The sequence below is a fragment of the Novosphingobium sp. RL4 genome (genome assembly GCF_035658495.1).
Lineage (GTDB): Bacteria > Pseudomonadota > Alphaproteobacteria > Sphingomonadales > Sphingomonadaceae > Novosphingobium.
Genome location: NZ_CP141944.1, coordinates 918,119 through 941,652, shown reverse-complemented (window position 1 = coordinate 941,652; position 23,534 = coordinate 918,119). Strand labels below are relative to the sequence as shown.

At 65.5% G+C, this 23,534-nt stretch carries 35 protein-coding genes and 1 riboswitch; of the genes, 16 read left to right on the top strand and 19 right to left on the bottom strand.

Annotation, left to right across the window (positions count from 1 at the left end; translation table 11 throughout):
• Positions 1–2: 2 nt before the first annotated feature.
• From hisH to hisB, 3 genes are read right to left on the bottom strand one after another with little or no spacing between them, the layout of a single operon-like run.
• The gene (gene hisH, locus U9J33_RS04615) at positions 3–641 is read right to left on the bottom strand and encodes an imidazole glycerol phosphate synthase subunit HisH (protein ID WP_054436469.1); all 639 of its coding nucleotides are present in this window, start codon (positions 639–641) and stop codon (positions 3–5) included.
• Positions 638–931, bottom strand: coding sequence for a YciI family protein (locus U9J33_RS04610; protein WP_054436470.1), 294 nt, complete (start codon positions 929–931; stop codon positions 638–640). The genes hisH and U9J33_RS04610 overlap by 4 nt, the downstream gene beginning before the upstream one ends.
• A complete protein-coding gene (hisB, locus tag U9J33_RS04605) occupies positions 931–1,533 on the bottom strand; it encodes an imidazoleglycerol-phosphate dehydratase HisB (protein ID WP_324698189.1) in 603 nt (200 codons plus the stop codon). The genes U9J33_RS04610 and hisB overlap by 1 nt, the downstream gene beginning before the upstream one ends.
• A 188-nt stretch (positions 1,534–1,721) precedes the next feature.
• On the opposite strand from hisB, the gene U9J33_RS04600 reads away from it, so the two are divergent.
• The 8 genes from U9J33_RS04600 (at position 1,722) to U9J33_RS04565 (ending at position 6,171) form a co-directional block, all read left to right on the top strand.
• Entirely contained in the window at positions 1,722–2,231 is a 510-nt protein-coding gene (locus U9J33_RS04600; protein WP_054436472.1) for an SspB family protein, read from the top strand.
• Between the two features lie 34 nt (positions 2,232–2,265).
• Positions 2,266–2,745, top strand: a complete 480-nt coding sequence (locus U9J33_RS04595; RefSeq protein ID WP_185998000.1) for a hypothetical protein — start codon at positions 2,266–2,268, stop codon at positions 2,743–2,745.
• A 107-nt stretch (positions 2,746–2,852) separates the two neighbouring features.
• Positions 2,853–3,506 (top strand): guanylate kinase, encoded by a 654-nt coding sequence (gene gmk / locus U9J33_RS04590; RefSeq protein ID WP_054436474.1) that lies wholly within the window; start codon positions 2,853–2,855, stop codon positions 3,504–3,506.
• A 216-nt stretch (positions 3,507–3,722) separates the two neighbouring features.
• Positions 3,723–4,559 carry a 2,3,4,5-tetrahydropyridine-2,6-dicarboxylate N-succinyltransferase gene (gene dapD / locus U9J33_RS04585; protein WP_054436475.1) on the top strand — a complete coding sequence of 279 codons (837 nt, stop codon included), beginning with the start codon at positions 3,723–3,725 and terminating at the stop codon, positions 4,557–4,559.
• Between the two features lie 137 nt (positions 4,560–4,696).
• Complete coding sequence (locus U9J33_RS04580; protein ID WP_324698186.1) at positions 4,697–4,984, top strand: hypothetical protein; 288 nt, start codon at positions 4,697–4,699, stop codon at positions 4,982–4,984.
• Positions 4,985–4,987: 3 nt separating this feature from the next.
• Positions 4,988–5,428 carry a DUF1810 domain-containing protein gene (locus U9J33_RS04575; RefSeq protein ID WP_185998002.1) on the top strand — a complete coding sequence of 147 codons (441 nt, stop codon included), beginning with the start codon at positions 4,988–4,990 and terminating at the stop codon, positions 5,426–5,428.
• Positions 5,429–5,536: 108 nt separating this feature from the next.
• On the top strand, positions 5,537–5,743 hold the full coding sequence (locus tag U9J33_RS04570) for a hypothetical protein (RefSeq protein WP_054436527.1): 207 nt from the start codon (positions 5,537–5,539) through the stop codon (positions 5,741–5,743).
• A gap of 116 nt (positions 5,744–5,859) precedes the next feature.
• Positions 5,860–6,171, top strand: a complete 312-nt coding sequence (locus U9J33_RS04565; RefSeq protein ID WP_324698183.1) for a hypothetical protein — start codon at positions 5,860–5,862, stop codon at positions 6,169–6,171.
• Between the two features lie 3 nt (positions 6,172–6,174).
• Here the strand turns inward: U9J33_RS04565 and U9J33_RS04560 are convergent, their stop codons facing one another.
• The gene (locus U9J33_RS04560; protein ID WP_324698181.1) at positions 6,175–7,434 is read right to left on the bottom strand and encodes a dipeptidase; all 1,260 of its coding nucleotides are present in this window, start codon (positions 7,432–7,434) and stop codon (positions 6,175–6,177) included.
• 459 nt (positions 7,435–7,893) lie between these two features.
• On the opposite strand from U9J33_RS04560, the gene U9J33_RS04555 reads away from it, so the two are divergent.
• Positions 7,894–9,483, top strand: coding sequence for a GMC family oxidoreductase (locus U9J33_RS04555; protein WP_324698179.1), 1,590 nt, complete (start codon positions 7,894–7,896; stop codon positions 9,481–9,483).
• 47 nt (positions 9,484–9,530) lie between these two features.
• On the opposite strand, the gene U9J33_RS04550 is transcribed toward U9J33_RS04555, so the two are convergent.
• Positions 9,531–10,361 (bottom strand): sugar phosphate isomerase/epimerase, encoded by an 831-nt coding sequence (locus U9J33_RS04550; RefSeq protein WP_324698177.1) that lies wholly within the window; start codon positions 10,359–10,361, stop codon positions 9,531–9,533.
• A gap of 94 nt (positions 10,362–10,455) precedes the next feature.
• Here U9J33_RS04550 and U9J33_RS04545 point away from each other — a divergent pair, with 94 nt between their 5' ends.
• Positions 10,456–10,938: a cupin domain-containing protein gene (locus tag U9J33_RS04545; protein ID WP_324698175.1), complete on the top strand. Its 483-nt coding sequence runs from the start codon at positions 10,456–10,458 to the stop codon at positions 10,936–10,938.
• A 36-nt stretch (positions 10,939–10,974) separates the two neighbouring features.
• On the opposite strand, the gene U9J33_RS04540 is transcribed toward U9J33_RS04545, so the two are convergent.
• The 3 genes from U9J33_RS04540 to U9J33_RS04530 all read right to left on the bottom strand — a co-directional run bounded on the left by U9J33_RS04540 (position 10,975) and on the right by U9J33_RS04530 (position 12,548).
• On the bottom strand, positions 10,975–11,499 hold the full coding sequence (locus U9J33_RS04540; protein WP_324698173.1) for a hypothetical protein: 525 nt from the start codon (positions 11,497–11,499) through the stop codon (positions 10,975–10,977).
• 90 nt (positions 11,500–11,589) lie between these two features.
• Positions 11,590–11,901: a hypothetical protein gene (locus tag U9J33_RS04535; protein WP_324698171.1), complete on the bottom strand. Its 312-nt coding sequence runs from the start codon at positions 11,899–11,901 to the stop codon at positions 11,590–11,592.
• A 176-nt stretch (positions 11,902–12,077) separates the two neighbouring features.
• A complete protein-coding gene (locus U9J33_RS04530) occupies positions 12,078–12,548 on the bottom strand; it encodes a hypothetical protein (protein ID WP_231635781.1) in 471 nt (156 codons plus the stop codon).
• A gap of 51 nt (positions 12,549–12,599) precedes the next feature.
• On the opposite strand from U9J33_RS04530, the gene U9J33_RS04525 reads away from it, so the two are divergent.
• From U9J33_RS04525 to U9J33_RS04515, 3 genes are all read left to right on the top strand, one after another.
• Entirely contained in the window at positions 12,600–12,830 is a 231-nt protein-coding gene (locus tag U9J33_RS04525) for a DUF2061 domain-containing protein (protein ID WP_054436483.1), read from the top strand.
• A 110-nt stretch (positions 12,831–12,940) separates the two neighbouring features.
• Complete coding sequence (locus tag U9J33_RS04520) at positions 12,941–13,369, top strand: OsmC family protein (RefSeq protein ID WP_054436529.1); 429 nt, start codon at positions 12,941–12,943, stop codon at positions 13,367–13,369.
• Between the two features lie 51 nt (positions 13,370–13,420).
• The gene (locus U9J33_RS04515; protein ID WP_054436484.1) at positions 13,421–13,729 is read left to right on the top strand and encodes an alkylphosphonate utilization protein; all 309 of its coding nucleotides are present in this window, start codon (positions 13,421–13,423) and stop codon (positions 13,727–13,729) included.
• Between the two features lie 251 nt (positions 13,730–13,980).
• Here the strand turns inward: U9J33_RS04515 and U9J33_RS04510 are convergent, their stop codons facing one another.
• Positions 13,981–14,457 (bottom strand): COG3650 family protein, encoded by a 477-nt coding sequence (locus U9J33_RS04510; RefSeq protein ID WP_054436485.1) that lies wholly within the window; start codon positions 14,455–14,457, stop codon positions 13,981–13,983.
• A 324-nt stretch (positions 14,458–14,781) separates the two neighbouring features.
• On the opposite strand from U9J33_RS04510, the gene U9J33_RS04505 reads away from it, so the two are divergent.
• Positions 14,782–15,069 carry a hypothetical protein gene (locus tag U9J33_RS04505; protein ID WP_054436486.1) on the top strand — a complete coding sequence of 96 codons (288 nt, stop codon included), beginning with the start codon at positions 14,782–14,784 and terminating at the stop codon, positions 15,067–15,069.
• A gap of 95 nt (positions 15,070–15,164) precedes the next feature.
• Here the strand turns inward: U9J33_RS04505 and U9J33_RS04500 are convergent, their stop codons facing one another.
• On the bottom strand, positions 15,165–15,563 hold the full coding sequence (locus tag U9J33_RS04500; RefSeq protein ID WP_054436487.1) for a hypothetical protein: 399 nt from the start codon (positions 15,561–15,563) through the stop codon (positions 15,165–15,167).
• A 139-nt stretch (positions 15,564–15,702) separates the two neighbouring features.
• Between U9J33_RS04500 and U9J33_RS04495 the strand changes: the two genes are divergently transcribed.
• Positions 15,703–16,296 (top strand): hypothetical protein, encoded by a 594-nt coding sequence (locus U9J33_RS04495; protein ID WP_324698165.1) that lies wholly within the window; start codon positions 15,703–15,705, stop codon positions 16,294–16,296.
• 29 nt (positions 16,297–16,325) lie between these two features.
• Here U9J33_RS04495 and U9J33_RS04490 read toward each other — a convergent pair whose 3' ends face one another.
• The 8 genes from U9J33_RS04490 to thiC all read right to left on the bottom strand — a co-directional run bounded on the left by U9J33_RS04490 (position 16,326) and on the right by thiC (position 22,288).
• A complete protein-coding gene (locus U9J33_RS04490) occupies positions 16,326–16,712 on the bottom strand; it encodes a YybH family protein (protein WP_185998011.1) in 387 nt (128 codons plus the stop codon).
• A complete protein-coding gene (locus U9J33_RS04485) occupies positions 16,709–17,023 on the bottom strand; it encodes a YciI-like protein (RefSeq protein ID WP_324698163.1) in 315 nt (104 codons plus the stop codon). The genes U9J33_RS04490 and U9J33_RS04485 overlap by 4 nt, the downstream gene beginning before the upstream one ends.
• Before the next feature lie 216 nt (positions 17,024–17,239).
• Entirely contained in the window at positions 17,240–17,839 is a 600-nt protein-coding gene (locus U9J33_RS04480; RefSeq protein ID WP_324698161.1) for a hypothetical protein, read from the bottom strand.
• A 131-nt stretch (positions 17,840–17,970) separates the two neighbouring features.
• Entirely contained in the window at positions 17,971–18,633 is a 663-nt protein-coding gene (locus U9J33_RS04475) for a hypothetical protein (protein ID WP_132469915.1), read from the bottom strand.
• Positions 18,634–18,800: 167 nt separating this feature from the next.
• Positions 18,801–19,157, bottom strand: a complete 357-nt coding sequence (locus tag U9J33_RS04470; protein WP_324698158.1) for a hypothetical protein — start codon at positions 19,155–19,157, stop codon at positions 18,801–18,803.
• Between the two features lie 71 nt (positions 19,158–19,228).
• Positions 19,229–19,996, bottom strand: coding sequence for a DUF72 domain-containing protein (locus U9J33_RS04465; RefSeq protein WP_324698157.1), 768 nt, complete (start codon positions 19,994–19,996; stop codon positions 19,229–19,231).
• Positions 19,993–20,289 carry a hypothetical protein gene (locus tag U9J33_RS04460; protein WP_054436494.1) on the bottom strand — a complete coding sequence of 99 codons (297 nt, stop codon included), beginning with the start codon at positions 20,287–20,289 and terminating at the stop codon, positions 19,993–19,995. Before U9J33_RS04460 ends, U9J33_RS04465 begins: the two co-directional genes overlap by 4 nt.
• Before the next feature lie 115 nt (positions 20,290–20,404).
• Positions 20,405–22,288, bottom strand: coding sequence for a phosphomethylpyrimidine synthase ThiC (thiC, locus tag U9J33_RS04455; protein ID WP_324698155.1), 1,884 nt, complete (start codon positions 22,286–22,288; stop codon positions 20,405–20,407).
• A gap of 49 nt (positions 22,289–22,337) precedes the next feature.
• Positions 22,338–22,483: riboswitch (TPP riboswitch) on the bottom strand.
• Between the two features lie 44 nt (positions 22,484–22,527).
• Here thiC and U9J33_RS04450 point away from each other — a divergent pair.
• On the top strand, positions 22,528–23,154 hold the full coding sequence (locus tag U9J33_RS04450; RefSeq protein WP_132469918.1) for an SOS response-associated peptidase family protein: 627 nt from the start codon (positions 22,528–22,530) through the stop codon (positions 23,152–23,154).
• Positions 23,155–23,172: 18 nt separating this feature from the next.
• On the opposite strand, the gene U9J33_RS04445 is transcribed toward U9J33_RS04450, so the two are convergent.
• Positions 23,173–23,472 carry a hypothetical protein gene (locus U9J33_RS04445; protein ID WP_054436495.1) on the bottom strand — a complete coding sequence of 100 codons (300 nt, stop codon included), beginning with the start codon at positions 23,470–23,472 and terminating at the stop codon, positions 23,173–23,175.
• Positions 23,473–23,534 lie beyond the last annotated feature (62 nt).

Below are 23,534 nucleotides of genomic sequence, written 5' to 3'. Positions count from 1 at the left end.
TTCTAGGGCTTCCATTCGAGGAAACGGGTCAGCAGCGCGAGGCCGTAGGCCTGGCTCTTCTCGGGGTGGAACTGCACGCCCACGACATTGTCCTTCGCCACCGCCGCCACCAGGCCGCCGCCGTGGTCGGTCATCGCCGCCACATGCGCACCGTCATCGGGCTGGAAGTGGTAGGAGTGCAGGAAATAGGCCTCGCCGGGCTCGATCAGCCCCTGCGCCGGGTCCTTGCGGCCGAGCAGGACATCGTTCCAGCCCATGTGCGGGATCTTGATGTGGGGGTCGGTACGCTCGATCATCCGGACCTGCCCGCCGATCCAGTCCAGCCCCCGCGTCACCCCGTGTTCGAGGCCCTGGGTGGCGAGCAGTTGCATGCCCACGCAGATGCCGAGGAACGGCGCCCCGCCGACATGGACCCGCTCGGCCATCGCCTCGACCATGCCGGGAATGCCCCAGAGCCCTTCGGCGCAGGCGCGGAACGAGCCCACGCCGGGAAGGACGATGCGGTCCGCCGCGCGCACCACGGCGGGATCGGCGGTGATCGCCACGTCCTCGGCTCCGGCCGCCCGCAGCGCGTTGGCCACCGAATAGAGGTTGCCCGCGCCGTAGTCGATCAGCGCCAGGGTCGGGCGGCCTCCGGTCATCCGGCCAGACCGGCGATGCTGTCGTCGAGGAAGCCGTGCGCCCATTCGATCACTTCGACTTCGGCGACCCCGCCCGCCACGAAGGGATCGCTGGCGGCCAGGATCTCGACTTCGTTGATGCTGTCGCCCCGGGCGAGAATGATGCCGCCTTCGCGCGGAACCTTGCGGCCCCAGCCCAGGAAGCGGCCTTCGGCGTGGTTGGCCCGCAGCCAGGCGACATGATCGGCCAGCAGGCCGTCCACGTCCTCGATCGGAGCGGTGTAGCGAAGCGAGATGATGAAGCTGGCCATCAGAGCGTGTCCTGTCCGAGAATGCCCTTGGTCGAGGGGATTGCCCCGCCCTTGCGCGGATCGAGCTCCACCGCGCTGCGCATGGCGCGCGCGAAGCCCTTGAAGATACCCTCGCAGATATGGTGATTGTTGGTGCCGTAGAGAAGCTCGATATGCAGGGTGATGCCCACGGCCTGCGAAATCGAATGGAACCAGTGCTCGACCATCTCGGTGTCGAACTCGCCCAGCTTCTCCTGCGTGAAACCGGCCTTCCAGACCAGCCACGGGCGGCCCGAGATATCCAGCGAAACGCGGCTCAGCGCCTCGTCCATCGGCGAATGGACGTCGCCGTAGCGGCCGATCCCGGCGCGGTCGCCCAGCGCCTGGCTGATGGCCTGCCCGATGGCGATGGCACTGTCCTCGGTCGTATGATGCTGGTCGACGTGAAGGTCGCCCTTGATCCGGCAGGTAATGTCGATCAGCGAATGGCGGCTGAACTGCTCGATCATGTGATCGAGGAAACCGATCCCGGTGGAGACCTGATAGGCTCCGGTGCCGTCGAGGTTGACCTCCACGGCGATGTCGGTCTCGTGAGTCTTGCGGTTGATCGAGGCGGTGCGCATGGCATGGGCCTATAGCCCGGTACGCCGGGGAATCAATTCCACCCGGCACCAAGTGTGCGCGAAAAGCGTTCCTGAGGTAATCTTCGGTCGTCCTTTTCCGAAACGACCTAGGGAAAACCCGCCGGGGCGTGCTATTTTACGCTTTAACACGCTTGACCGACCAAGGAACCATGAGCACCTAGGGCGCGATGAACGATACGACACCAGACAGCCTGATCCCCTATGACGAAATCGTCCAGGAGGCCCTGCGCGCCGTTGTCGGCCGCGTGCTTGGCCAGGTCGAAGACGCCGGCGGCGTCCTTCCGGGTACTCACCACTTCTACATAACCTTCAAGACGGGTGCGCCCGGCGTGTCGGTTCCCGGAGAGCTGAGAGCCCGCTTCCCCGACGAAATGACCATCGTTCTCCAGAACAAGTTCTGGGATCTCGCGGTGCGCGAAGATGGCTTCACGGTCAGCCTCAGCTTCAACCAGATGCCGTCCAAGCTGGTGATCCCCTTCTCGGCGATCACCGCCTTCGTGGACCCTGCGGTGGACTTCGGCCTCCAGTTCCAGGCCGTGACGGACGACGAGGACGAAGACGATCTCGCCGGCCACCCCGAGAACGATTCGGCCACGGAACGCGACGTCGCCTCGCGCATTATTCCCAGCGACGACGGATCGAACGTCGTTTCGGTCGATTTCGGCAAGAAGAAGTAAAGCGGGCGGGACAAGGCCCGGGAAAGCAAGGTCCATGGGCGTCACCACTGTTCCCCGGAAAGTCGGAAAAGGCATCGGCAACGGTGTGAGCAAGGCCGGAACGGCGGTGAAGAACACCGCTGCCAGGGCCCGCGACAAGGCCGTTACCCTGCGCGGCCCCAGCCCGAACACCGCCACCAACCTTGCCATTGCCGACATCGCCCTGCGCGGCGGCACCGCCATCGCGCGCCGCGCGGTCGAACATGCGCTGCTCGGCAAGCGCTATACCCCGGCGAAGGCCAAGGACATCCTGCGCGGGCGCTCGTTCGCCCAGTCGATGCTCCACACCGCGATAGCCCGTGTCGCCATGGGCTCCGCCCCCGGCGCCGCGCTGGTGATCGGCGGCCTTGCCGCAAAGACGCTCTACGAACGCAGCAAGGCCCGCAAGCAGCGCGCGCGCGGGGAAGCGGAGATCCAGGACATGGCCGAAGAGGGCGAAGGCGAATCGGACCTGGTGCCCGACCTCGGCGCCTGACCCGGCGCGCCGGGAATTGCCGAACCTTTATTCCCGGTAGCGCCGCAGCACCCCCGGCCGCTCACGTCACCCCTTGATTTGCGCGCCGGTCATCGGCATCGGGGCACATGGTCAACTCTCCGGACAATCCCGCCGGCCCCCTTGCCCGGCGCGGCCTCATGCTCATCATGTCCTCCCCCTCGGGCGCGGGGAAGACGACGATCTCGCGTATGCTGCTCGAACACGATGCGCATATCTGCAATTCGGTTTCCTGCACCACGCGCACGCCCCGTCCCGGCGAAGTGGACGGCAAGGACTATCACTTCGTCAGCCAGGCCCAGTTCGACCAGATGGTCGAAAACGAGGAATTCCTCGAATGGGCAACCGTCTTCGGCAACTCCTACGGCACGCCGAAAGCGCAAGTGAAGGCGGGCCTCAAGGATGGGCAGGACTATCTGTTCGACATCGACTGGCAGGGCACCCAGCAGCTCTACCAGAAGCTGGAACGCGACGTCGTGCGCGTGTTCCTCCTGCCGCCCAGCATCGACGAACTGCGCCGCCGGCTGACCGGCCGCGGCACCGACAGCATGGACGTGATCGCCGCCCGCATGGAACGCGCCCGCTCGGAAATCAGCCACTGGGACGGGTACGACTATGTCGTCGTCAACGATGACATCGACCACTGCTTCGAGAAGGTGAAGACGATTCTCGACGCCGAGCGCATGCGCCGCGCCCGCCAGACCGGCCTGATCGGCTTCGTCCGCGAATTGATGGCCCCCTGATCGAGCACGCCCCTGGCATCCGCCGGGGTGGATTTTCGAACAAGTGTCCGAACGGAAAATGCGCCACCGCGCACTTTCCGTTCAGCGCCATGAACTTCCGATACTTTCCTGTGCGGTGCTTATAGCCGCCGCATCCTTCCTGCTTGTCGCGCCGGTTCCCACCCTCTAGGCGCGCCTGCAAACATGCCTTTTGGCCGACTTTCTGGAGACGCGAACATGTCCGAACTCGAAACCGCGATCGAAGCCGCCTGGGAAGCGCGCGACACCGTCACCCCCGCCAGCGCGGACGTGCGCAAGCTCGTCGACGAAGCGCTGGGCCTGATCGAATCGGGCGCTGCCCGCGTCGCCGAGCCCGACGGCAACGGTGGCTGGAAGGTCAACCAGTGGCTGAAGAAGGCAGTGCTCCTCTCGTTCCGCCTCAATGACAACGCCCCCGTCGCTCACGGCGCCGGCGGCGCGCCCGCGTTCGACAAGGTGCCCGTGAAGTTCGACGGCTGGGCCGAGGACGACTTCCGCAAGGCCGGCTTCCGCGTGGTTCCGGGCGCCGTCGCCCGCCGCGGCACTTTCATTTCGAAGGGCGTCGTGCTGATGCCGAGCTTCGTGAACATCGGCGCCTACGTTGGCGAAGGCACCATGGTAGACACCTGGGCCACCGTCGGTTCCTGCGCGCAGATCGGCAAGAACGTGCACATCTCGGGCGGCGTCGGCATCGGCGGCGTGCTTGAACCGCTGCAGGCCGGCCCGGTCATCATCGAGGACAACTGCTTCATCGGCGCCCGTTCGGAAGTGGCCGAAGGCGTGGTCGTCGGCGAAGGCGCGGTGATCTCGATGGGCGTGTTCCTCGGCGCATCGACCAAGATCGTCGACCGTGCAACCGGCGAAGTCCACATCGGCAAGGTTCCGCCCTACTCGGTAGTCGTTCCCGGCTCGCTGCCCGGCAAGCCCCTGCCCGACGGCACCCCCGGCCCGTCGCTCTACTGCGCCGTGATCGTCAAGACCGTGGACGCGCAGACCCGCTCGAAGACCGGCATCAACGAGCTTCTGCGCGACTGATCCAACCGGCCGCAACGCAGGAACAGCCGAAGGGGCCGGATGCCAGCGCATCCGGCCCCTTCGCGCATCTGTGCCCTGCTGCACGGAACGTGCCCCGGCCATGGGGCGTTGACCTGAGGAAGCCGGCCCGCGCCGGCATGACGGGAGATGCAGGCATGGAGCGACCGGGCGAGGAAATTCATATCGACAAGACGGATGCGCGCGCCGGTTCGGCGCCGAACGTGATGCGCTATGTCCTGCTCGTCAGCCTGGCGCTGGCGATCGTGGCGCTTTCCGCGATCTGGATCACCGGATCGGTGCAGGCCCCCGAAAGCACCGGCGGCGACGCGGATACCGCGGCAGCCGTGCGGGACGGAGAAGCCAATCCGCAGGACCAGCCCGGCGCCCAGGCCCCGGATGCGCCGCAATCCCCACCCTCCCGCTGATCCATGAGCGGGCTTGACCGCTTCGTCGAGGCCCAGCGGCGGGACTACGCCGCCGTCACTTCGGAACTCGCGCGCGGGGTGAAGCAAAGCCACTGGATCTGGTACGTCTTTCCGCAGCTTGCCGGCCTCGGATCAAGTGAGACCTCGCGGTATTACGCGCTCTCCGGGCTCACGGAAGCACGAGCCTATCTTGCCCATCCGCTGCTTGGCGCGCGGCTTGGCGAATGCACCGATGCAATGCTCGGCTGGGCAGGAGAGCGCAGCGCCTCTGCCATACTGGGCGAACTGGACGCGTTGAAGTTCGGCAGTTCCATGACGCTGTTCGAGGCGGCCGGCGGCGGCGAACGCCATGCCCACGCCCTTGATGCCTTCTGCCAGGGCCGCCGCGACGAGCGCACCCTGCGCCTGCTCGGCCTCGGCTCCTCATCGAGGGATTTACCCTAGGCCCGGCACCCGCTTCCTTGCGGGAACTCCGGGCGTGCTGACGCGTTATACTTTCCGGCCCGTAATGCAATGTGGCCCAGACGCCGCCGGGCCGACGGGAGAGCCACCATGCAACGCATTGGCGATGAAGTTCATCTGGACGAGGACGAAGCACGCTCGGGCAGTACGCCCCATATCGTGCGGTACGTCCTGATCGCGAGCCTGCTTCTCGCCATACTGGCCATGTCGGCAATATGGATTTCGCGGGCATGGTGGGATCAGGCCCCGCCGCAGGGACATCCGGTCACGGCGGAAGAGCACGCCCTGGGTAGCTGATGCCCAGCGGGCCGTTCGCACCGCACATTGCCCGGCCGCACATTGCCTGAAAGTCACGAAAGGTTGACAGCCGCGGCAGCTTGCGGTGATCTCCTCTCCGGACACTCCGCGCATGCATGCCGATCAGGGTTTGCGGGAACGTGGGGGCCGAAACGCCCGATTCCGGGTGGAGAGAGGAAATCTGGATGGGACCGGATACCGAATTTGCTGAATCGCGCGTAGCCACGGTGCAGGGCAATGCCCCGGGCAACAATCATGCGGGCACGTCGCCCAAGCTGTCTCACATGCTGATCGCGATCTTCGCCATTTTCATCTTGGCGATCTCTATCCTCTGGTTCTCGACCAGCCTCTGGCAGCGCCCCGGCGTGGAGCAGCCGATCTCGGCTGGCCAGCAGGCACCGATCGAGGAGAGCCGGATGGGGCATTAGCCCCTAGAAAACCGTAGGCGATTCGATCGGCGGATCGCCGCGGTGGCCGGCCGCATATGCCTCGGCGGCCTTCATCACGCGCATCATGTTGCGGCTGGCGATCTTCTCCAGATCCGCCTGCGAATGGCCCCGCCGTGCGAGCTCGGCGAATAGCGCGGGATAAGTGGAAGCATCATCCAGCCCCGCTACCGTGGTCTCCACGCCGTCAAGATCGCCGCCGAGGCCGACGTGATCCACGCCCGCCACCTTGATGACATGTTCGATATGGTCCGCCACGTCACGCAGCGAGCCGCGCGGCATGGGGTGCGCGTGCTCCCACGCCGCCAGCGCCGCATCGGCCGCCGCCGGATCGCCCACGTGGAGCGAAGCCAGCCGCGCCTTCTCGCCGGCCCTTTCCGCCTGCCATTGCCGCGTGGCCTCCACCACGTATGGCGGATAGAAATTGACCATGACGATCCCGCCGTTCGCCGCCAGCCGCGCCAGCACGTCATCCGGCACGTTGCGGGCATGGCCGTTCACCGCGCGGGCATTGGAATGGCTGAAGATCACCGGCGCCCCGGCTACATCCAGCGCATCGTTCATCGTCGCCGCGCTGGTGTGGCTGAGATCGACCAACATGCCGATCCGCTGCATCTCACGCACCACGTCCCGCCCGAAATCGGTAAGACCGTCATGAGCGGGTGCATCGGTGGCGCTGTCGGCCCAGGCCGTATTCCGGAAATGGGTGAGCGTCAGATAGCGGGCGCCCAGTGCATACATCTGCCGCAGCACCCCGAGCGACCCGCCGATCGAATGGCCGCCCTCCATGCCCAGCAGCGAGGCGATCCGGCCCGCCTTCATCGCCTTTTCCACATCCGCGCTGCTTTGCGCAAACTGCATCGTATCGGGATTGGACGCGATCAGCCGCTTCGCCACGTCGATCTGCTCCAGCACCGCCTGTACCGCGTGCTGTTCGTCAAGCTCGGCAGAGACGTAGACCGACCAGAACTGCGCGCCGACCCGGCCCTTGCGCAGGCGCAAGAGATCGGTCTGCATGGCGGCGCGTCCGTCGCCGGCCGTATTCGCGGTGTCGCGGAAGTCGAAGCCCGCCAGCATGTCCTTGCGGCGGTCGCGCAATTGCTCGGGAACGTCGTTGTGCCCGTCCCACACCGGCGCGGCGCGCAGTGCGGCTTCGGCCACCTGTTCGGGAGAAGGCGCCGCGATGGCGCCCGTCGCCCAGATGGAGGCCAGCGCCGCACCTGCCAGCCAATATCCCTGCCGCATCGTCATTACCCCTGTGAACGATCTGCACGGCAGGAGAATCGATCACGCATCCGCGCGCAAGAGGCTGACCGGGCTTTTACGACATTTCCCGAAAGTGCGATGCGCTGAGGAATGCGCCGAGAAATGCAATGAGCCGCCGGCGGAAGCGTGTCCCGAGCCCGACACCGAGTATCGTGCTCACGCCCCGGACCGATCGTTCGCCCCCCGACGACGATCTGTCCCAAGCACCGGCGGCTCCTGTCAAAAATGGCGCCGAGACGCCATTCTCTAACTCGCGATGCTACGTTCGTGGGCTGGTGTATTCGTCAATGCGGGCCGCAATGACAGAGCGTTTCAGAAATTTAACAATCCGGGGCGGGAACCCCGGACAGAGGCCGCCCCAAGGCATCGCCGGAGCGGGTTTCACGCCAGTTCCCGCGAACGCTTGATCCACGTGAAACGGCAGCCTAGCCCTTGGAAATGGGAGAGTTCGACTACATCGTCGTGGGCGGCGGCAGTGCGGGCTGCGTGCTCGCCAACCGGCTGAGCGCCGATCCGCGAAACCGCGTCCTGCTGCTGGAGGCCGGCGGCAAGGACGACTATATCTGGATCCGCGTGCCGGTGGGCTACCTCTACTGCATCGGCAACCCGCGCACCGACTGGTGCCTCTCCACCGAAGCGGAAGCCGGGCTCAACGGGCGCACTCTGCGCTATCCGCGCGGCCGGGTGCTGGGCGGCTCGTCCTCGATCAACGGCATGATCTACATGCGCGGACAGGCTGCCGATTACGACCACTGGCGGCAGGCCGGCAATGCCGGTTGGGGCTGGGACGACGTGCTCCCCTATTTCCGGCGCGCCGAAGACCATTACGAAGGGGCAAGCGAATTCCACGGCGCCGGCGGCGAGATTCGCGTGGAGAAACAGCGGCTGCGCTGGGACATCCTCGAAGCCTTCCGCGAGGCCTGCACTGAGCAGGGTATCCCCGCCGTGGCCGACTTCAACCGGGGCGACAACGAAGGCGCGGGGTTCTTCCAGGTCACCCAGCGCCGGGGCTGGCGGTGGAGCGCCTCGGACGCCTTCCTCAAGCCGGTGCGCAGCCGCGCCAATCTCAAGGTCGAAACCGGGGCACTGGTGGACCGCGTGATCCTTGAGCAGGGGCGCGCCGTGGGCGTGGCCTACAGCCTCGGCGGCGGCGAGGCTCGAGTGGCGCGTGCGGGCGGCGAGGTCATCCTTGCGGCCGGAGCGATCGGCTCCCCGGCGATCCTCGAACGCAGCGGGGTGGGCGATGCGCAGCGGCTATCGGCGCTCGGCATCGCGCCCGTGCAGAACCTGCCCGACGTGGGCGAGAACCTTCAGGATCACCTGCAACTGCGCTGCGCGTGGCGGGTCTCCGGTGTCGCCACGCTCAACCAGCGGGCGGCCAATCTTTTCGGCAAGGCGCTGATCGGCATGGAATATGCCCTGCGCCGCAGCGGGCCGATGGCCATGGCCCCGAGCCAGCTCGGCGTCTTCACCCGCAGCCATGCCCGCTACGCGACGCCGAATCTCGAATATCATGTTCAGCCGCTCAGCCTCGAGGCCTTCGGCGGCGCGCTCGATCCCTTTCCCGCCTTCACCGCCAGCGTCTGCAACTTGCGCCCCGAAAGCCGCGGCTCCACCCATGTCGTGGCTGGAGAGGCGGCAACGGCGCCCAGCATCCGGCCCAATTATCTCGCCGCCGAGGAAGACCGCGCGGTTGCCGCCCAGTCGATCCGGCTGACGCGCGAGATCGTGAACCGCCCTGCCCTCGCCCGCTACCTGCCGCAAGAACTTCGACCGGGCGCGGACTTCGCCAGCGAGGAACAACTGCGCGAGGCTGCGGGTGCGATCGGGACGACGATCTTCCACCCCGTCGGCACTGCGGCCATGGGCCGCGTGGTCGATCCCGCGCTGCGGGTCATGGGGGTTGGCGCGCTGCGGGTGATCGACGCCTCGGTCATGCCCACGATCACCTCGGGCAATACCAATGCGCCAACGATGATGATCGCGGAAAAAGGCGCGGAAATGATCCTCGCGGACCGCCGCGCCTGACGGCCTGGCCCTGTTTCAAACCAACAGCATTTCAGGCCAGCAGCGTTTCAGGCCAGCAGCGCGCGGGTCCGCGTCACGACCTCGACCAGATAGTCCCGCGCCGCCTCCACGCCGAGCGCGGCCTGCGGCAGCGAAAGGTCCAGGCCAAGCGTCTTGCCGCGCGGCAGGGCGTCAACGAATTCGCGCAGGGGCAATTCGCCCTCGCCCGGAATGAGGCGGCTGTCCCGCGCTTCCGAAGAGGGGGCTCCAGTTCCGTTGAGCGCAGCATCGCAGAGCCGGACATGCCCGATCAGCGCTGCATCCAGTTCGGCCAATTCGCGTGCAGCACCGCCGGAACGGAAGAAATGCAGGGCATCCACGGTCACGCTCACCCGGTCTCCGCCGATATGCCGCACCAGATCCAGCGCGCCCTTGAGGTTTCGCACGGTCATGCCCGGCGAAAACTCGAAACCGAAGTCCATGTTACGCTCCCGCGCCATTTCCGCGAAGCGCGCCATGGTGTCGAAAGCGCGATCCCGCTCCAGCCCACCGTCGCGCACGCCGATCCGGCGCGTGCCCAGTTCGGCGAATATATCCATGTCGGCAGCATGGTCCTCCGGCGCTCGCAGATTGTCGCCCTCACCGATACTGACACCGATATCGGCACCGATCCCTTCGCCCAGCCCGATGCGGATCGCGGCATCGGCCAGCGCCGCCTTCACCTCGCGCCGCAGCCCGGCATCCTCGCGCAGGGACCAGGCGGGATAACCCTGCGGCCCGGGCGCCTGCTCAAGGCTCATGGAAACCGCCTTGCATCCCAGTTCGGCGGCCAGCCGCACGTGTTCGACCGGGCCCATGCCCGCAACCGTGCGCATGTCGATGCCGAGAGGATGGGGCATGATCGAATCCTTGAACCTGTTGAGGGGTTGTGAAGGCGTCCTGAATAGCCTTCATTGGGGTAGCCGCGAACCCTTCATCAGACGAAAGGCCACGATGACACCCCCTGTCGCCGAACCGAACGGAGAAGCCGCCGAACTGATCGCCCGGCTCGGGCTCAAGCCTCACCCCGAAGGCGGTTGGTACGGCCGGACCTGGACGGCGCCCATGACCGCGGCGGCGCTGGCCTCCACCGCGGAAGGCGAGCGGCCGCTGGCCACCGCCATCCATTTCCTGCTGGAAGCCCACCAGCGCTCGCACTGGCACCGGGTAGACGGAGAGGAACTGTGGTTCTGGCACGCCGGAGCGCCCATCGCCCTCTCCATCGCCCCGGCGGACACCGGCCCGGTGCAGCGCCATGTGCTGGGCGGGCATCTGCTCCGGGGCGAAGCGCCGCAACTGCTCGTTCCCACCGGACACTGGCAAGCTGCGGAGCCGCTGGGCGGCTGGGCACTGGTAAGCTGCGTGGTGTCGCCGGGCTTCCACTTCGGCGGCTTCGAACTGGCCGCGCCCGAATGGGAGCCCGGCCAGACGGCATGAGGGTGAAGCGAGGCGGGCCGATGATCCAGCGCCGGTTCACCCGACGGAACAGCCCCCTCCTTCGCTGACCTTGGCGCCATCGGGCTTGTACCAGGTGGCAATCGGCCCGGCCTTCTCGTCATAGTAGCAGACCGAAGTGACCTCGTTCGTCGTCGCATCGACGTGGATGGCGTAGTTGTGCGCCCCGCAGTTGTGCAATTCGCACCGCGAGGCGGCAATGTCGTTATCCTTGCGCAGGACCGGGCCGACCGGCCCCTCCATCGCCGCGATAGCCCCGGCCACGCGAGGATCGGTGACGGCACGGGTCACGCCCTCCTGCACCTTGGGGTGATCGAAGAAACCGTACGCACCCACCTTGTCGAGCGGATACTTGCCGACATAGACCGAGAGACTGTCGGGCGCGCCGGAGTCTACCGCCTCGGTCGCCTCGACGGCGGCGGGCGAAGCATCTTCCGACATGGTCGGCGAAGCGCCCGGGCCGGGCTCAGCGCCGCCCTTGCACCCCGCCATCAGGACAAGCACGGCGCCTGCCACCGCCACTCGCCAGTTTCCATTCCGCATCGGGCTCTCTCCTTCGCCGCTGTGATCGGCTTCGATTCCCGGCGGAGCATCCCTCTTTCCCGAGGCGGCGGCAATAACCCAGGCCGTAAACTAGCCGCGAATGGCAGGCCGCAGGCGCATCGCGAAGGAAATGACCAAGGGCCAGAACAGTGTGGCGATCACGTCGCCGATCGTATCGTGCCAGGACCAGGAGCCATGGGCGAGCCGGTCGATATATTCGTTCCCCAGTTCCGCCAGCACCACCACGGCGAGCGGCCAGTTCGAGCTGAGCTTCTTCTTGAGGAGTATCGCAGTGAGCAACCAGATCGTCAGCCCCGCATAAGTGTGGGCGAACTTGTCCGGCGCGGGACACTGGGCAACGATCCAGGTGATCGCGCGCTCATACTGGTGAACGAATTCCATGCTTCCTTATGCTGCGGCGCATCAATCCGGTCCAGCAGGCGGGCGGCATAAGTCACGTTCATTTCGGGAAATATCAGGCCGAACGGCATCAAGGCGCGACGGACTGTGGCCCGACGCGCCTTGACCTTCTCCCTTTCCCTCGGCCTTGGCGTTTCCGCCCGGCATACTCCCTGTTGTCAGGCCAGCTTGCGCTGCAACCTGACGAGTGCGTGATCGATGGCGTCACGCGCAGTATCGTCCACTGTCCCTGAAACCACCCGATAGACGATCCGCCCTTCCGCCAGCGAATAGGCCACTGTCGCCATGCCATCGTTGAAGCTGGCAACGTACAGCGCCGGTTTGCGCTGGATAAGAGCGAGATCGTCCGCTCGGGGAACCAGGGTATCCCGCATGAAGTAAGCACCCGTCATCTCATCGGACGACATTGCGGCAGTATCCGCGCCGTTCAGATCGCCAGCTTGGCGACCTGTATCGCTGGCCGAGCCTACGCCCGACCAGGCCACGGCAAACAGGACAAGTCCAGCCTGCAATGTTGCCAGGAACTTCTCCATGACAGCATCCTCTTCCCATGGACGATACCATCGTTGTGGTCCGTCCTTATTGTTGGTCATGCATAGCAGCCGATCAAAGAAATCGGAAGCGATCATTGGCCGTAACCCGCGCAATTCCGATATTTTGCACTGCGAAAGGAATTCGTCATGCCTCGTGATCTTGCCAAGACCCTGACCTACCTGTGCCTTCATCTGACGGTGGGCTTCACGGTTGCCTATGCAATGACGGGATCGCTGGCGCTTGCGGGTGGTATCGCGCTTGTCGAACCCTGCATCAACGCAGTAGCCTTCTGGTTCCACGAGCGTGCCTGGAAGCGGGTCGATGCTGCATCCGCTAACGTGGAAAACGTGGCCGCAAGGGCGCTTCACCCCGCCTGAGCACCGGATCGGTCCTCGCCGCTTCGCGAATCGGGAACAGGTCCGGGCCGGCCGCGTTGGCCGATCCGAAGCATACCCCCCTTCTGCGAACACTGGAAAAGGACACCCGGATGACCACGAATTCCGCTTCCGCCCGTTACCTCGGCCTCGGCAAGGAGGGCAAAGGCGCGATCACCACGCGTTCCGGCGTCCTCAGCGAACAGCCCTACGGCTTCGGCACCCGCTTCGAAGGGCAGCCCGGCACCAACCCGGAAGAACTGATCGCCGCCGCGCATGCCGCCTGCTTCACCATGGCCACGAGCTTTGCCCTGGCCAAGGCCGGCTATGCGGACGGCACGCTCGACACCCAGTGCACCGTGACGCTCGACAGTGCCGACGGCGGCTTCGCCGTCACCAAATCGGCGCTCACGCTCAAGGCCAGCATTCCCGGGATCAGCGCGGAAGAGTTCGAGAAGCTGGCTGACGAAGCCAAGGCCGGCTGCCCGATCTCGAAACTTTTCAACTGCGAGATCACCCTCGAAAAGTCGCTCGAAGGCTAGAACTCCGATCCCGTCCCTGCCATGGCGGGCTTCCCAACCGGAAGGACCACCATGGCAGGCGACGACGAGGATTACGTCTACGACGAGGAAAGCGGCGAATGGCTGCCCGCATCGGAACTTGCGGCGAAGCGCGCCGCCGAGAACGCGGTCGAGGTGCGCGATGCCGTCGGCAACCTTCTGGCCGATGGTGACCAGGTCACGCTCATCAAGGATCTCGAGGTCAAGGGCGCCGGCCAGACGCTTCGGCAGGGCACCCTCATCAAGTCCATCCGCCTGACCGGCGATGCCCAGGAGATCGACTGCAAGTATCCCGGCATCAAGGGCCTCGTGCTGCGCGCCGAGTTCGTGCGCAAGCGATAAGGCCCCTCAGGCGATCGCACCACGGAACAGCCCGCGTTTCCCCGCGTTCAACCATAGCGAGAGGGAAAGCGGAGAACGCCATTGCCGATGTCGACGAATGTTCTGGGTGCGATCGCCGCCGCCGTTACCCTCGGCGCCCTGGCTGGTGCGTGCCTGCCTGCCGGTACGGATACGGGTAGCGGAGATTCAACCAGCCCGGATTCGCAAGTTGCCGGCACCGATGGTTCCGGCGCCCGGGCCGGGCGGCAGGCTCAAGGCCTGCCCGCAGCCGAGCCTTCACCGCCGATAGGCGGCTGACGATCGGTCCAGGCGCAGCCGCTGCGCGTTTCTTCCCCGATCTTCAGCATGGCCACGAAGGGATAGCGGCGATCCGACATTCCATCGCTGCAAGAGCCCGCCGTAATCGCCAGCGTCATCTGCACGCCCTTCGCCTCACCATTGAACGATAGACCGCCACGGCCCGCGAAGCGGCTGACCTCGATCACATCGCCGCCGGGATTTTCCGGCGTGGAATAGGTCATCCGGGTTCCCGAGACATCCCCGCCCCAAAACGGCTCGGTCCCGGTGAAGCGAACGTGATCTTCCGCCGAAATGGCATGAAACGGCGCGTGATCGTCAGCGTCGCCAGGCATGTCCTTCGCATGGTTGCCGCCATGGCACCCGGCAAGGACGATGCTCGACATCAGGCCAAGCGCGATACGCTGCAGGGCAGCACGGGTCACTTCCATGGCGCGATATCTATCGGCCCACCGCAAAAGACGCAATCGCCGGCCTTCGCAAACCGCCCCGACATTCGGCCTCTGAGATGATTCGGCCGAAAGAGAACGCCGGTCCCATGCGGAATCGTTGAAATTTTCGGCTCCGAGAACGCCGGGCTCATTTTACGATAGCGCTAACATCATCACTTGGCGGGGAATTTTCAGCAGATGCAGTAAACGCAACACCGGTGGCAAGTAATTCCATTGCGACGATGGTGCGAGATAGCGATGTTGCACCGCAACAAGATAAGAGGTGCCCGAGGCAATCTCCTATCCCCTACAAAGGACATTGCCATGCTGAAGACCGTTTTCGCCGCCGGCGCCGCTTTCGCCGCCCTTGCCACCACCGCCGCTCACGCTGAAGATCCCCGCAGCTTCTCGCACGACGGCGTGCACTACAACTACACGACCGAGCAGAAGGGCAAGGTTACCGTGATCGAAGGCATGGCCTCGGGTCAGGTTCCCTTCCGTCTCTACGTGAGCGGCAACCGCGTTACCGGCACTTACAACTCGCGCAACGTGAACTTCCGCCTCGCCGACGCCAAGGGCGCTCTGGCTGAAGCGGCACTCTCGGGCCAGTAAGTCTCGGGCCACCGAAGAATTGGGGCGCCTTCCTTCAGGGAAGGCGCCCTTTTTCGTGCGTGCTCTCAAGCCTGAAACTCTAACCCGCTACCGGGTCAATGGCGCTTCTGGAGGACGTCCTCGTGCCGGACAAGGCGGATCTCGATCCCGTCTCCCTGTTCCACGCCATGCTTGGCGGCGATGTTCTGGCGCATTTCCGCAATCGCCGCCTCGTCCGCGCCCGCAGGAAGCTGGTAGCGCGCCAGGATCATTCCATCGTCCACGTCCACGACGCTGAAATGGCTGGAGATGCACGATGCCGCCAGCGCATCGAGATCGAGCCCGTCGGCCAGGTTCCACCTGTCCCCGCCGCGTGATCGAATGCGCTTGCGGCAGTAGCGGCAGGTGCAGACCAGCGTGCCGTCGTCGTCCCGCTCGCGCCGCCCATCGGGCTCGTGCACGCGCGTGAACCAGCAGGGGGTCAGCGAGTAGGCGTCGGTTCGGTTCTTAAACATGCATTCACCATGTCACCCGGGAATGACCGAAACCTTGCGTTTCTGCCCCGTATCTTCCCTCATGCATTCACCTCACCGACATGGCGGCTCGTTTAGTCCTATAGTGGAAGGTGAGGCAGGCCATGCCGTTGGAGTTGAAATGGGTTTCGGAAAGTGGGTTCTGGTTTTGGTTGCCGGCGGCGTCGGTGCGGGCATCGTCGCCGCAGGGATGACCACCGGGAAAATGCAGAAGTTCCCCGAGGACTATGCGCTCTCCGGCTCGCGCGGTGCCAGGCACGATGATGGCGACTATGCCGCAGGCAGCAGGGCCGACCGCGAGGATTACGCCTTGTCCGACGAGCAGATGCCCGGCCCTCGCGACTATCCCGGCGAGGAGGAAGGCGACTACGCCGCTTCCGACCATTCCGGGTTCGGCCCGCCGCGCGGCCGGATGGTCATCCTCGACGGTTCGGGCTGGGCAGAGGACGACAGTGCCGCCCCGTCCCGCCGCCACTGGCGCGGTGACGAGGATGACGAGCGCATTTACGCCGAGCAGGGCCGCCCCTTCATCGCGCCGCAGCGCTCCTTGGCGCAGCCCGGCCCGCGCGCCTACGCGCCGCAGCCTTCCGCCCCGCAGATGGGCGCCCCTGCCCGTCCCGCTGCGCCGCCTGTCCGCGATTCCGCCGCAGATGCCGCCGCCCGCGCCGCCGGAGCGGCCGCCGATGTCCTTGCCGCCGAGCGCGAAGGCGCCTGATTCAAGCGGCCTGACTCAGGCGGTCCGTCTCAAGCCAGGGTCAGGAATATCTCCGCCTCGATCACCCATTCACCGCCCAGTTCGCGCCACTTGGCGGTGTAGGTGCCCGAGGCCGTCAGCACGTCGGAGGTGCTGTCGATCCCTTCCCAGTGGCCATGCTCCATCGCGATCGGTTCCACCGGCGAGACCGTGACCTCCTTCGGCGTGCGGGTGTAGACCAGCCGCGCCGTCCCAGCGAATTCGCGCCGCCAGACCTTCACCTGCCCCATCCGGCCCGAGATCAGCGCGCTGTCGGTGCCCGTGACCATCACGCAATCACGCGCGAGGATCGGACCGATGGCGGATGCATCCCCCTCGGCAATGGCGCGGTTGAACTTTGCCCGGCGGGAGCGGATGGCAAGCTCGGCCCCGCTCACGCCTGTCGCTCCGCGCGCACCGGATGGGCGGCATGCTCGCCCACCACCGTTGCCCAGCGTCTGACTGTCCAGCGTTCGACGATGCCCTCCGTCACATAGGGATCGGCCCTGGCGAAGGTCTCCGCCACCTCGGGCCCCGCGCCCGCGAAGAGCAGCAGCGCCATGTCCACCGGGTCCTCCACCGCGCCGCCCAGCACCAGTTCGCCGCGCTCAGCCGCGGCCCAGGCCAGCGCCAGATGCGGCTCCCGGAACTGCGGCCGGCGCTCCAGATAGTCCGGCGCGAGATGGTAGGTCAGCAGATAGTGATTCATCGCGGGCGTCTCTCGTGCTTCGAAGTGAGGCCGCCGGGTTTACACGAAACGCACCGAATGTGTCGCGCCACCTTGTCATGCCCACACCCCCGCGCCAAACCGGCCGCAAGCGCGGTCGAGCCGCGCCATCAGCCGCAGAAGCGCGGAATCCCGGGCCATCGCCCACGCTTACCGGAGCGGCGGGGCTGTAGGAAAATGGAGAGCCGCCCAAGGCGCTCAGGAACAGCCCTCGACATAACCCAGCACCGGCATCGTGCCGACGTGGATGAGCTTGACCTTGCCATCCTGCCCGATCTCGAACCGCAAGGCCGGATCGCCGCTTCTGGCATTGGGCGCGGTGAGGTACTTCGCCGGGGCGGGTTCATACTTGTGCGGCTCCTCGCGGAAGCCCGCGAACCACTTCTTCACGTCCGCCTCGCTGGAGCCGACGCCGATCCCCTCGACCAACCTGACCTCGGATCGCTGGCCGAGCGTGATGCGCCGGACCTTGCCTTTTTCCACGATGGCATAAACACCCGGATAGTCCGGCGACGTCACCGTGCGGCAGGCATCGGACGCCTGAGCACCGCGCTCCGCCCAGGACGAGCCGGCGGGTACCGCCTCGCCGATCCGGAGATCGCCAAGCCCCTCCAGCGCCAGCACCCTCGCGCCGGCAGCACCATCGGTGGGCGCGGCGAGCGGCGCTTCGGAAACGGTTTCGTCCGGCAGGGCGGAAGATGTCGCCGCTTCGCTAGCCTGCTCGGGCGCCTTCGCAGGCTCGGACGAACAGGCTGCAAGAGCGACGGCGAGCACGGAGGCGGTGAGGAGGTTTTTCATGCCCGGAACAACGAAAAGGATAGCCCCGTTGTTCCGCAAAAAAAGGCGCCCCGGATTGCCGGGGCGCCTCTTGCTGCGCTGGCACCGCCCGTAAGGATACCATCCTGCCGGGCGCGCCTGCCGGGTGCGCCTTATTGGGCGTGATCACCCGACGAAACCGTCGCAACCGCCGGCGAGGTGCCCTGCGAGACGACAGCGCTACCCGGAACGACAGCGGCCTGCACCGGCGCCGGGGCGAGACCGGCCGCCTGGAACTGGATCGGCTCAGCCGTATAGGCCTTCAACTGCATGCCGTTGGGAATGACTGCGGACTTGCCGGTCACGAAGCCCGCGAACACGCCTACCGCAAGCACGGTACCGAGGGTCGCGGCGGTATTGCCCTGTCCTTCCTGGCGATGCTTGCCCTCGATCACGACGCGGCGGCCGCCGATCTCCAGCCACTCCATGGTGACATCCATCTTCGCAGACTTGCCGAACGCCCCCTTGCCGGTCCGCCACGTGATCTTGCCCTGTCCCCGCGTGCCCTTGGGGATGACCACATAGCCGTTCATCATCACGTCGTAGACCGTGGTGATGGTGAAGACGTCGCCCTCACGCATGGACTTCGAGGACACCTCGCTATTGGGCGTCACTGTCAGTTCCGAATTGGCCGGCAGCGTGAGAGAGCCTGCCGGGGCTACCGACAAGGCGGGTTGGGCGGCAACGACCGCCGAACTGACAGCCTGCTCCGCCGCCAGAACCGGACTGGCAGCCGTCATCGCCGCCGCAATGGCGGCGAGGCTCGTGAATTTCATGATTTCCCCCGTTTCAAATCGGCCACGACAGGCCGATTCTCAAGCAGCTAGAACAATGTTGGCGGCTGGAAAAGCAGTGCCGCGACAATGGCCGGTGAAATTCCTGTAATCGTTCACACCGGCCTGAAGACTATCCGCCCCTCGGGTTATGACCGGCCGCGCGATTGTCAGCCCTGAATGACCGCCCATTCCACAAATGCGACCAGTAGCCAGTTGAATAGCAGTGCGCCTGTCGTGAAGATCTTCCAGCCGGAGGAAGCCTCGGACATTCCTCTTCCGAAAGTCCAGCGCCAGATCCCGACGCTCACGAGCGCCGAGGTCAAAAGCGTATAGGCCATGGGCTTGCCCAGCAGCAGGACGAACAGGAACAGCAGCAATCCGACTTGCGCGAACCAGGCCCCGGCAAACCAGACGATCGGAATGGGACGATAATATCCAACAGGCATGAACGTGCCCATGTCGGAATACTGCACGACCTGCTCAGCCGGCCCTACATATTCGCCCCTTGCTGCTTCTTTCTCCATAACGCCCCCTTCGCGATGAAATCATTTGCCCTTTGGCATCATTATCGAAGGCAAATGATCTTGCGAAGTGGTTAGGCGCCTTGCAGTTTCCCGATCAACGCCATCGCCGCTGCGGGAGCCCGCTCCTTTGCGCCGTTTATGAAGAACATGAACACGTCGCGTCCGGCTTTCGACCAGTCCTGCGCGCGCGCCGCCCAAGGGCTCAGTTCGGCGTCGGGATAGCCTTGCTCGATTTCGGAGCGGGCATTCTGGAGGCGGACGTAAAGGAACGGGCCTGCCTCGGCCGCCTCTTCGAAAACCGGGTACTTGGGGCTGTCGGCAAGGATGACGGCGACGCCGGCCTTGCGGGCGAGGTCGAGGAAGGCCGGGTCGCGGAAGCTCTCGTGGCGGGGCTCGATGGCGTGGCGCAGGGGCAGGCCCTCGTGCTTGTCCGGCAGCAGGGCCAGGAACGCGGCGATCTCGTCGGGATCGAATTGCTTGGTGGCGGCGAGTTGCCAGTTGATCGGGCCGAGCTTGTCGCCCAGTTCGACAAGGCCCTGCTCCACGAAATTGGTGACGCTCTCACCCGCTTCGCCCAGGTTCTTGCGGTTCGTGCAGTAGCGTGAGCCCTTCAGCGCGAACCTGAACCCGTCGGGCACCGTGTTGCGCCACTTGGCGAAGCTCGCAGGTTTCTGGCGGCCGTAGAACGTGGCGTTGATTTCGGTGCCGGTGAGGTGCTGGCCCAGATATTCCAGCTCCCGCGCCCTGGAGACGCCCTTGGGATAGAAAGTCTCGCGCCAGGGATCGTAGCTCCAGCCGCCGATGCCGACGTGGATCTCTCCCGGCGCCTTCGCGGTCATGGGGTTTTCTTCCGCGAGAGGCGGCGGCGGTTGGCGGTCACGCGCTTGCGATAGTGGCGAACGGCCTTGTGCGCGGTCTTCTCGGGAGAAGTCAGCCCGCCCATCGCCAGCGATACCGCCAGTTCGGCGTTGGCCTGCAGCTTTTCGGTGACCATCAGCACGTTTTCGCGATTGCTGCCTCGGCCGGTCATCATGTCGGTTGTGCGCATACCCATGACCATCATGGATTCGGCCCAGAGCCAGTAGCTGTCGTGGGCGAGTTTCATCCAGTCGCCATTGGCATTGCGGGACATGCAGGAACCCTTCGTAATGGAGAGCGACCCTAGCAGCGCAATCGATTCCCGCGAAGGGGAATTGGTGGGAGCGGAACCGCCGTCCCGGATTCGATCCGGGACGGCGGTTTCCAGGTCAATCGTGCTCGCGGTCTCCGGCGCCCATGTAAAGCTCGCTGCCGGTTTCCCTGAACACCTTGCTCATTTCGGCCATCCCCGCCTCCGCTTCGGAAATGGCGAGCATGCCCCCTTCTTCGGCGGCGATGAAGCCGGTCGAAGGCTGGTTCTGCTTCGCCGCGAAGTCCCGCACTTCCTGGCTGATCTTCATCGAGCAGAACTTCGGCCCGCACATCGAGCAGAAATGCGCGGACTTGGCGCCTTCGGCCGGGAGCGTCTGGTCGTGGTACTGTTCGGCCGTGTCGGGATCGAGGCTGAGGTTGAACTGGTCGCGCCAGCGGAATTCGAAACGGGCGCGGGACAGTGCATCGTCGCGGACCTTGGCGGCCGGGTGCCCCTTGGCCAGATCGGCGGCATGGGCGGCCAGCTTGTAGGTGACGACGCCGACTTTCACGTCATCGCGGTCCGGCAGGCCAAGGTGTTCCTTGGGCGTGACGTAGCAGAGCATCGCCGTGCCGTACCAGCCGATCATGGCCGCGCCGATGCCGCTGGTGATATGGTCGTAGCCCGGCGCAATGTCGGTCACCAGCGGCCCGAGGGTGTAGAACGGCGCCTCGCCGCAGGCCTCAAGCTGCTTGTCCATGTTCTCCTTCACCTTGTGCATCGGCACATGGCCCGGCCCCTCGATCATCACCTGAACGTCCTGCGCCCAGGCGCGCTTGGTGAGTTCGCCCAGGGTGTAGAGTTCGGCGAACTGCGCCTCGTCATTGGCGTCCGCGATCGAGCCGGGGCGCAGGCCGTCACCGAGCGAGTAGGCGACGTCGTAGGCCTTCATGATCTCGGTAATCTCGTCGAAGCGTTCGTAGAGGAACGATTCCCTGTGATGGGCAAGGCACCACTTGGCCATGATCGAGCCGCCGCGGCTGACGATGCCGGTCACGCGCTTGGCGGCGAGCGGCACGAACGGCAGGCGCACGCCGGCGTGGATGGTGAAGTAGTCCACGCCCTGCTCGGCCTGTTCGATCAGGGTGTCACGGAACACCTCCCAGGTCAGGTCCTCGGCAATGCCGCCGACCTTTTCCAGCGCCTGATAGATCGGCACGGTGCCGATCGGCACGGGGCTGTTGCGGATGATCCATTCGCGGGTGTCGTGGATGTTGCGCCCGGTGGAGAGGTCCATCACCGTGTCCGCACCCCAGCGGATCGACCAGACCATCTTGTCCACCTCGCTCGCCACGTCCGAGGCGACGGCGGAATTGCCGATATTGGCGTTGATCTTGACCAGGAAATTGCGGCCGATCGCCATCGGCTCGGATTCGGGGTGGTTGATGTTGGAGGGAATGATGGCGCGACCACGAGCCACTTCCTCGCGCACGAATTCGGGGGTTACGTAGTCCGGGATGGCGGCGCCCCAGTCTTGCCCGTCGCGCGCATATTCCTTCAGCATCGCCCGGCCGAGGTTCTCCCGCTCGGCGACGTATTCCATCTCCGGCGTGATGATGCCGCGGCGAGCATAGTGCATCTGGCTGACGTTCATGCCTGCCTTCGCGCGCAGCGGGCGTTTCACCACGTTGGGGAAGGCCGGGACGCCGCCCGAACGATCCGGGCCGAGCTGGCCGTTATCCTCGGGCTTCACTGCGCGGGCGTCGTATTCCTCGACATCGCCGCGTGCCACGATCCATTCGCGGCGCTTGGCGGCAAGGCCCGCTGCAATATCGATGGTGACGTTCGGATCGGTGTAGGGACCGGAAGTGTCGTAGACACGCACCGGCGCCTCGCCCGATCCCGGCTCAAGGCGGATTTCCCGCATGGCAACGCCTAGCGGTCCGACGTGAATCTTCTTCGACCCACGAATGGGTCCGGTGGTAACGCCGATCTCCAGCTTGGAGTTGATGTCGGCCATAAGCGATTTTCCTTCGGCTTATGGACGAAAGAAAGGTCGCGACAGAAGTGTCCTGTGGCCCGCCCTTCCCTCCGCCCGTGTTAACGGGTTCAGGTTCAACGGGTCGGGCAGCGTGACCTGCCCCTCTCAGCCATTTGTTTCCGTCCGGCTTTCGGGATTCGAAAGCCCTGGGCACAAGCTCCCCGGGGATGGCGGGGACGATAGACGCGGCTTTTCCAGCCGTCTAGGGCCTCACAGACATGCCGATCATCTATCGCCTCGACGCGCCCGCCCGCGAAGTCGCCCGTGCCATGGGCGCCGAAGCCGGTGACGATCCCTGGCCCGGCGGTTCGGTTTCAGGCGGCGGATTCGCGCCGGTGGTGACGATGGGCCGCGAGTTCGTGGCCGGGCCGCGCCCCGAAAAGCGCCTGCCGCGCCGCATGGTGCCGCGCCTCTGGGGCGTGCCGCCACCGCCCGCCGCCTTCGACCAGCGCCGCCACGGCATCCTCACCGTGCGCAATCTCGAAAGCCCGTTCTGGATCGGCAACTTGCGCAACAGCGAGTTCCGCTGCCTGGTGCCCGCCACCGCTTTCATGGAATGGGGCAAGGCAAGCCCGACAGACGGCAAGCGCCGCCAGAACTGGTTCGGCGCGGCCGACCAGCCGATCTTCGCGATGGCGGCGGTATGGAAGGACAGCGAAGTGCCGAGTTTCGCCCTGCTCACTTGCGAGGCGAACGCCGCCTTGCGGGCGGAAGGGCGCGATACGATGCCGGTGATCCTGCCGCCCGAAGCGCACGATCTCTGGTTGCGCGGCGACTGGAAGCGCGCCGCGCAACTGGTCCTGCCCTATTCCTCCTCCCTCATGACCCTGCGAACAGCGTCCTGAGCGACGGGAGAAACCGGCTCAGATCGCCAGGATAAGGGTATCGTCGGAACGCGGGGCCGCCGGTTCGAACGAGGGCAACGGGTCGAAGCTTTCGTCCAGCAGTTCGGTTGCGCCAAGCCCTGCCAGCTTGAACTGGCCCAGCCTCCGGTCTTCCTCGCTCCGCCAGTTCTTGCTCATGTTGAGCGCGCTGACGAACAGGTCGCCATGCCGCTCGAACAGCAGGTGCGGGGCAAGCTTGATGACGCCGCCATTGTATTGGGCGGTGACGGTGCGCTTGCGGGTGATCGCCTCCATCAGCTTCAGGCGTGTTTCACTCATGGACGGCATACCGGATAGGATTGGACAGGACTGTTGTGCACCGCAGCATAATGCCGGACCCG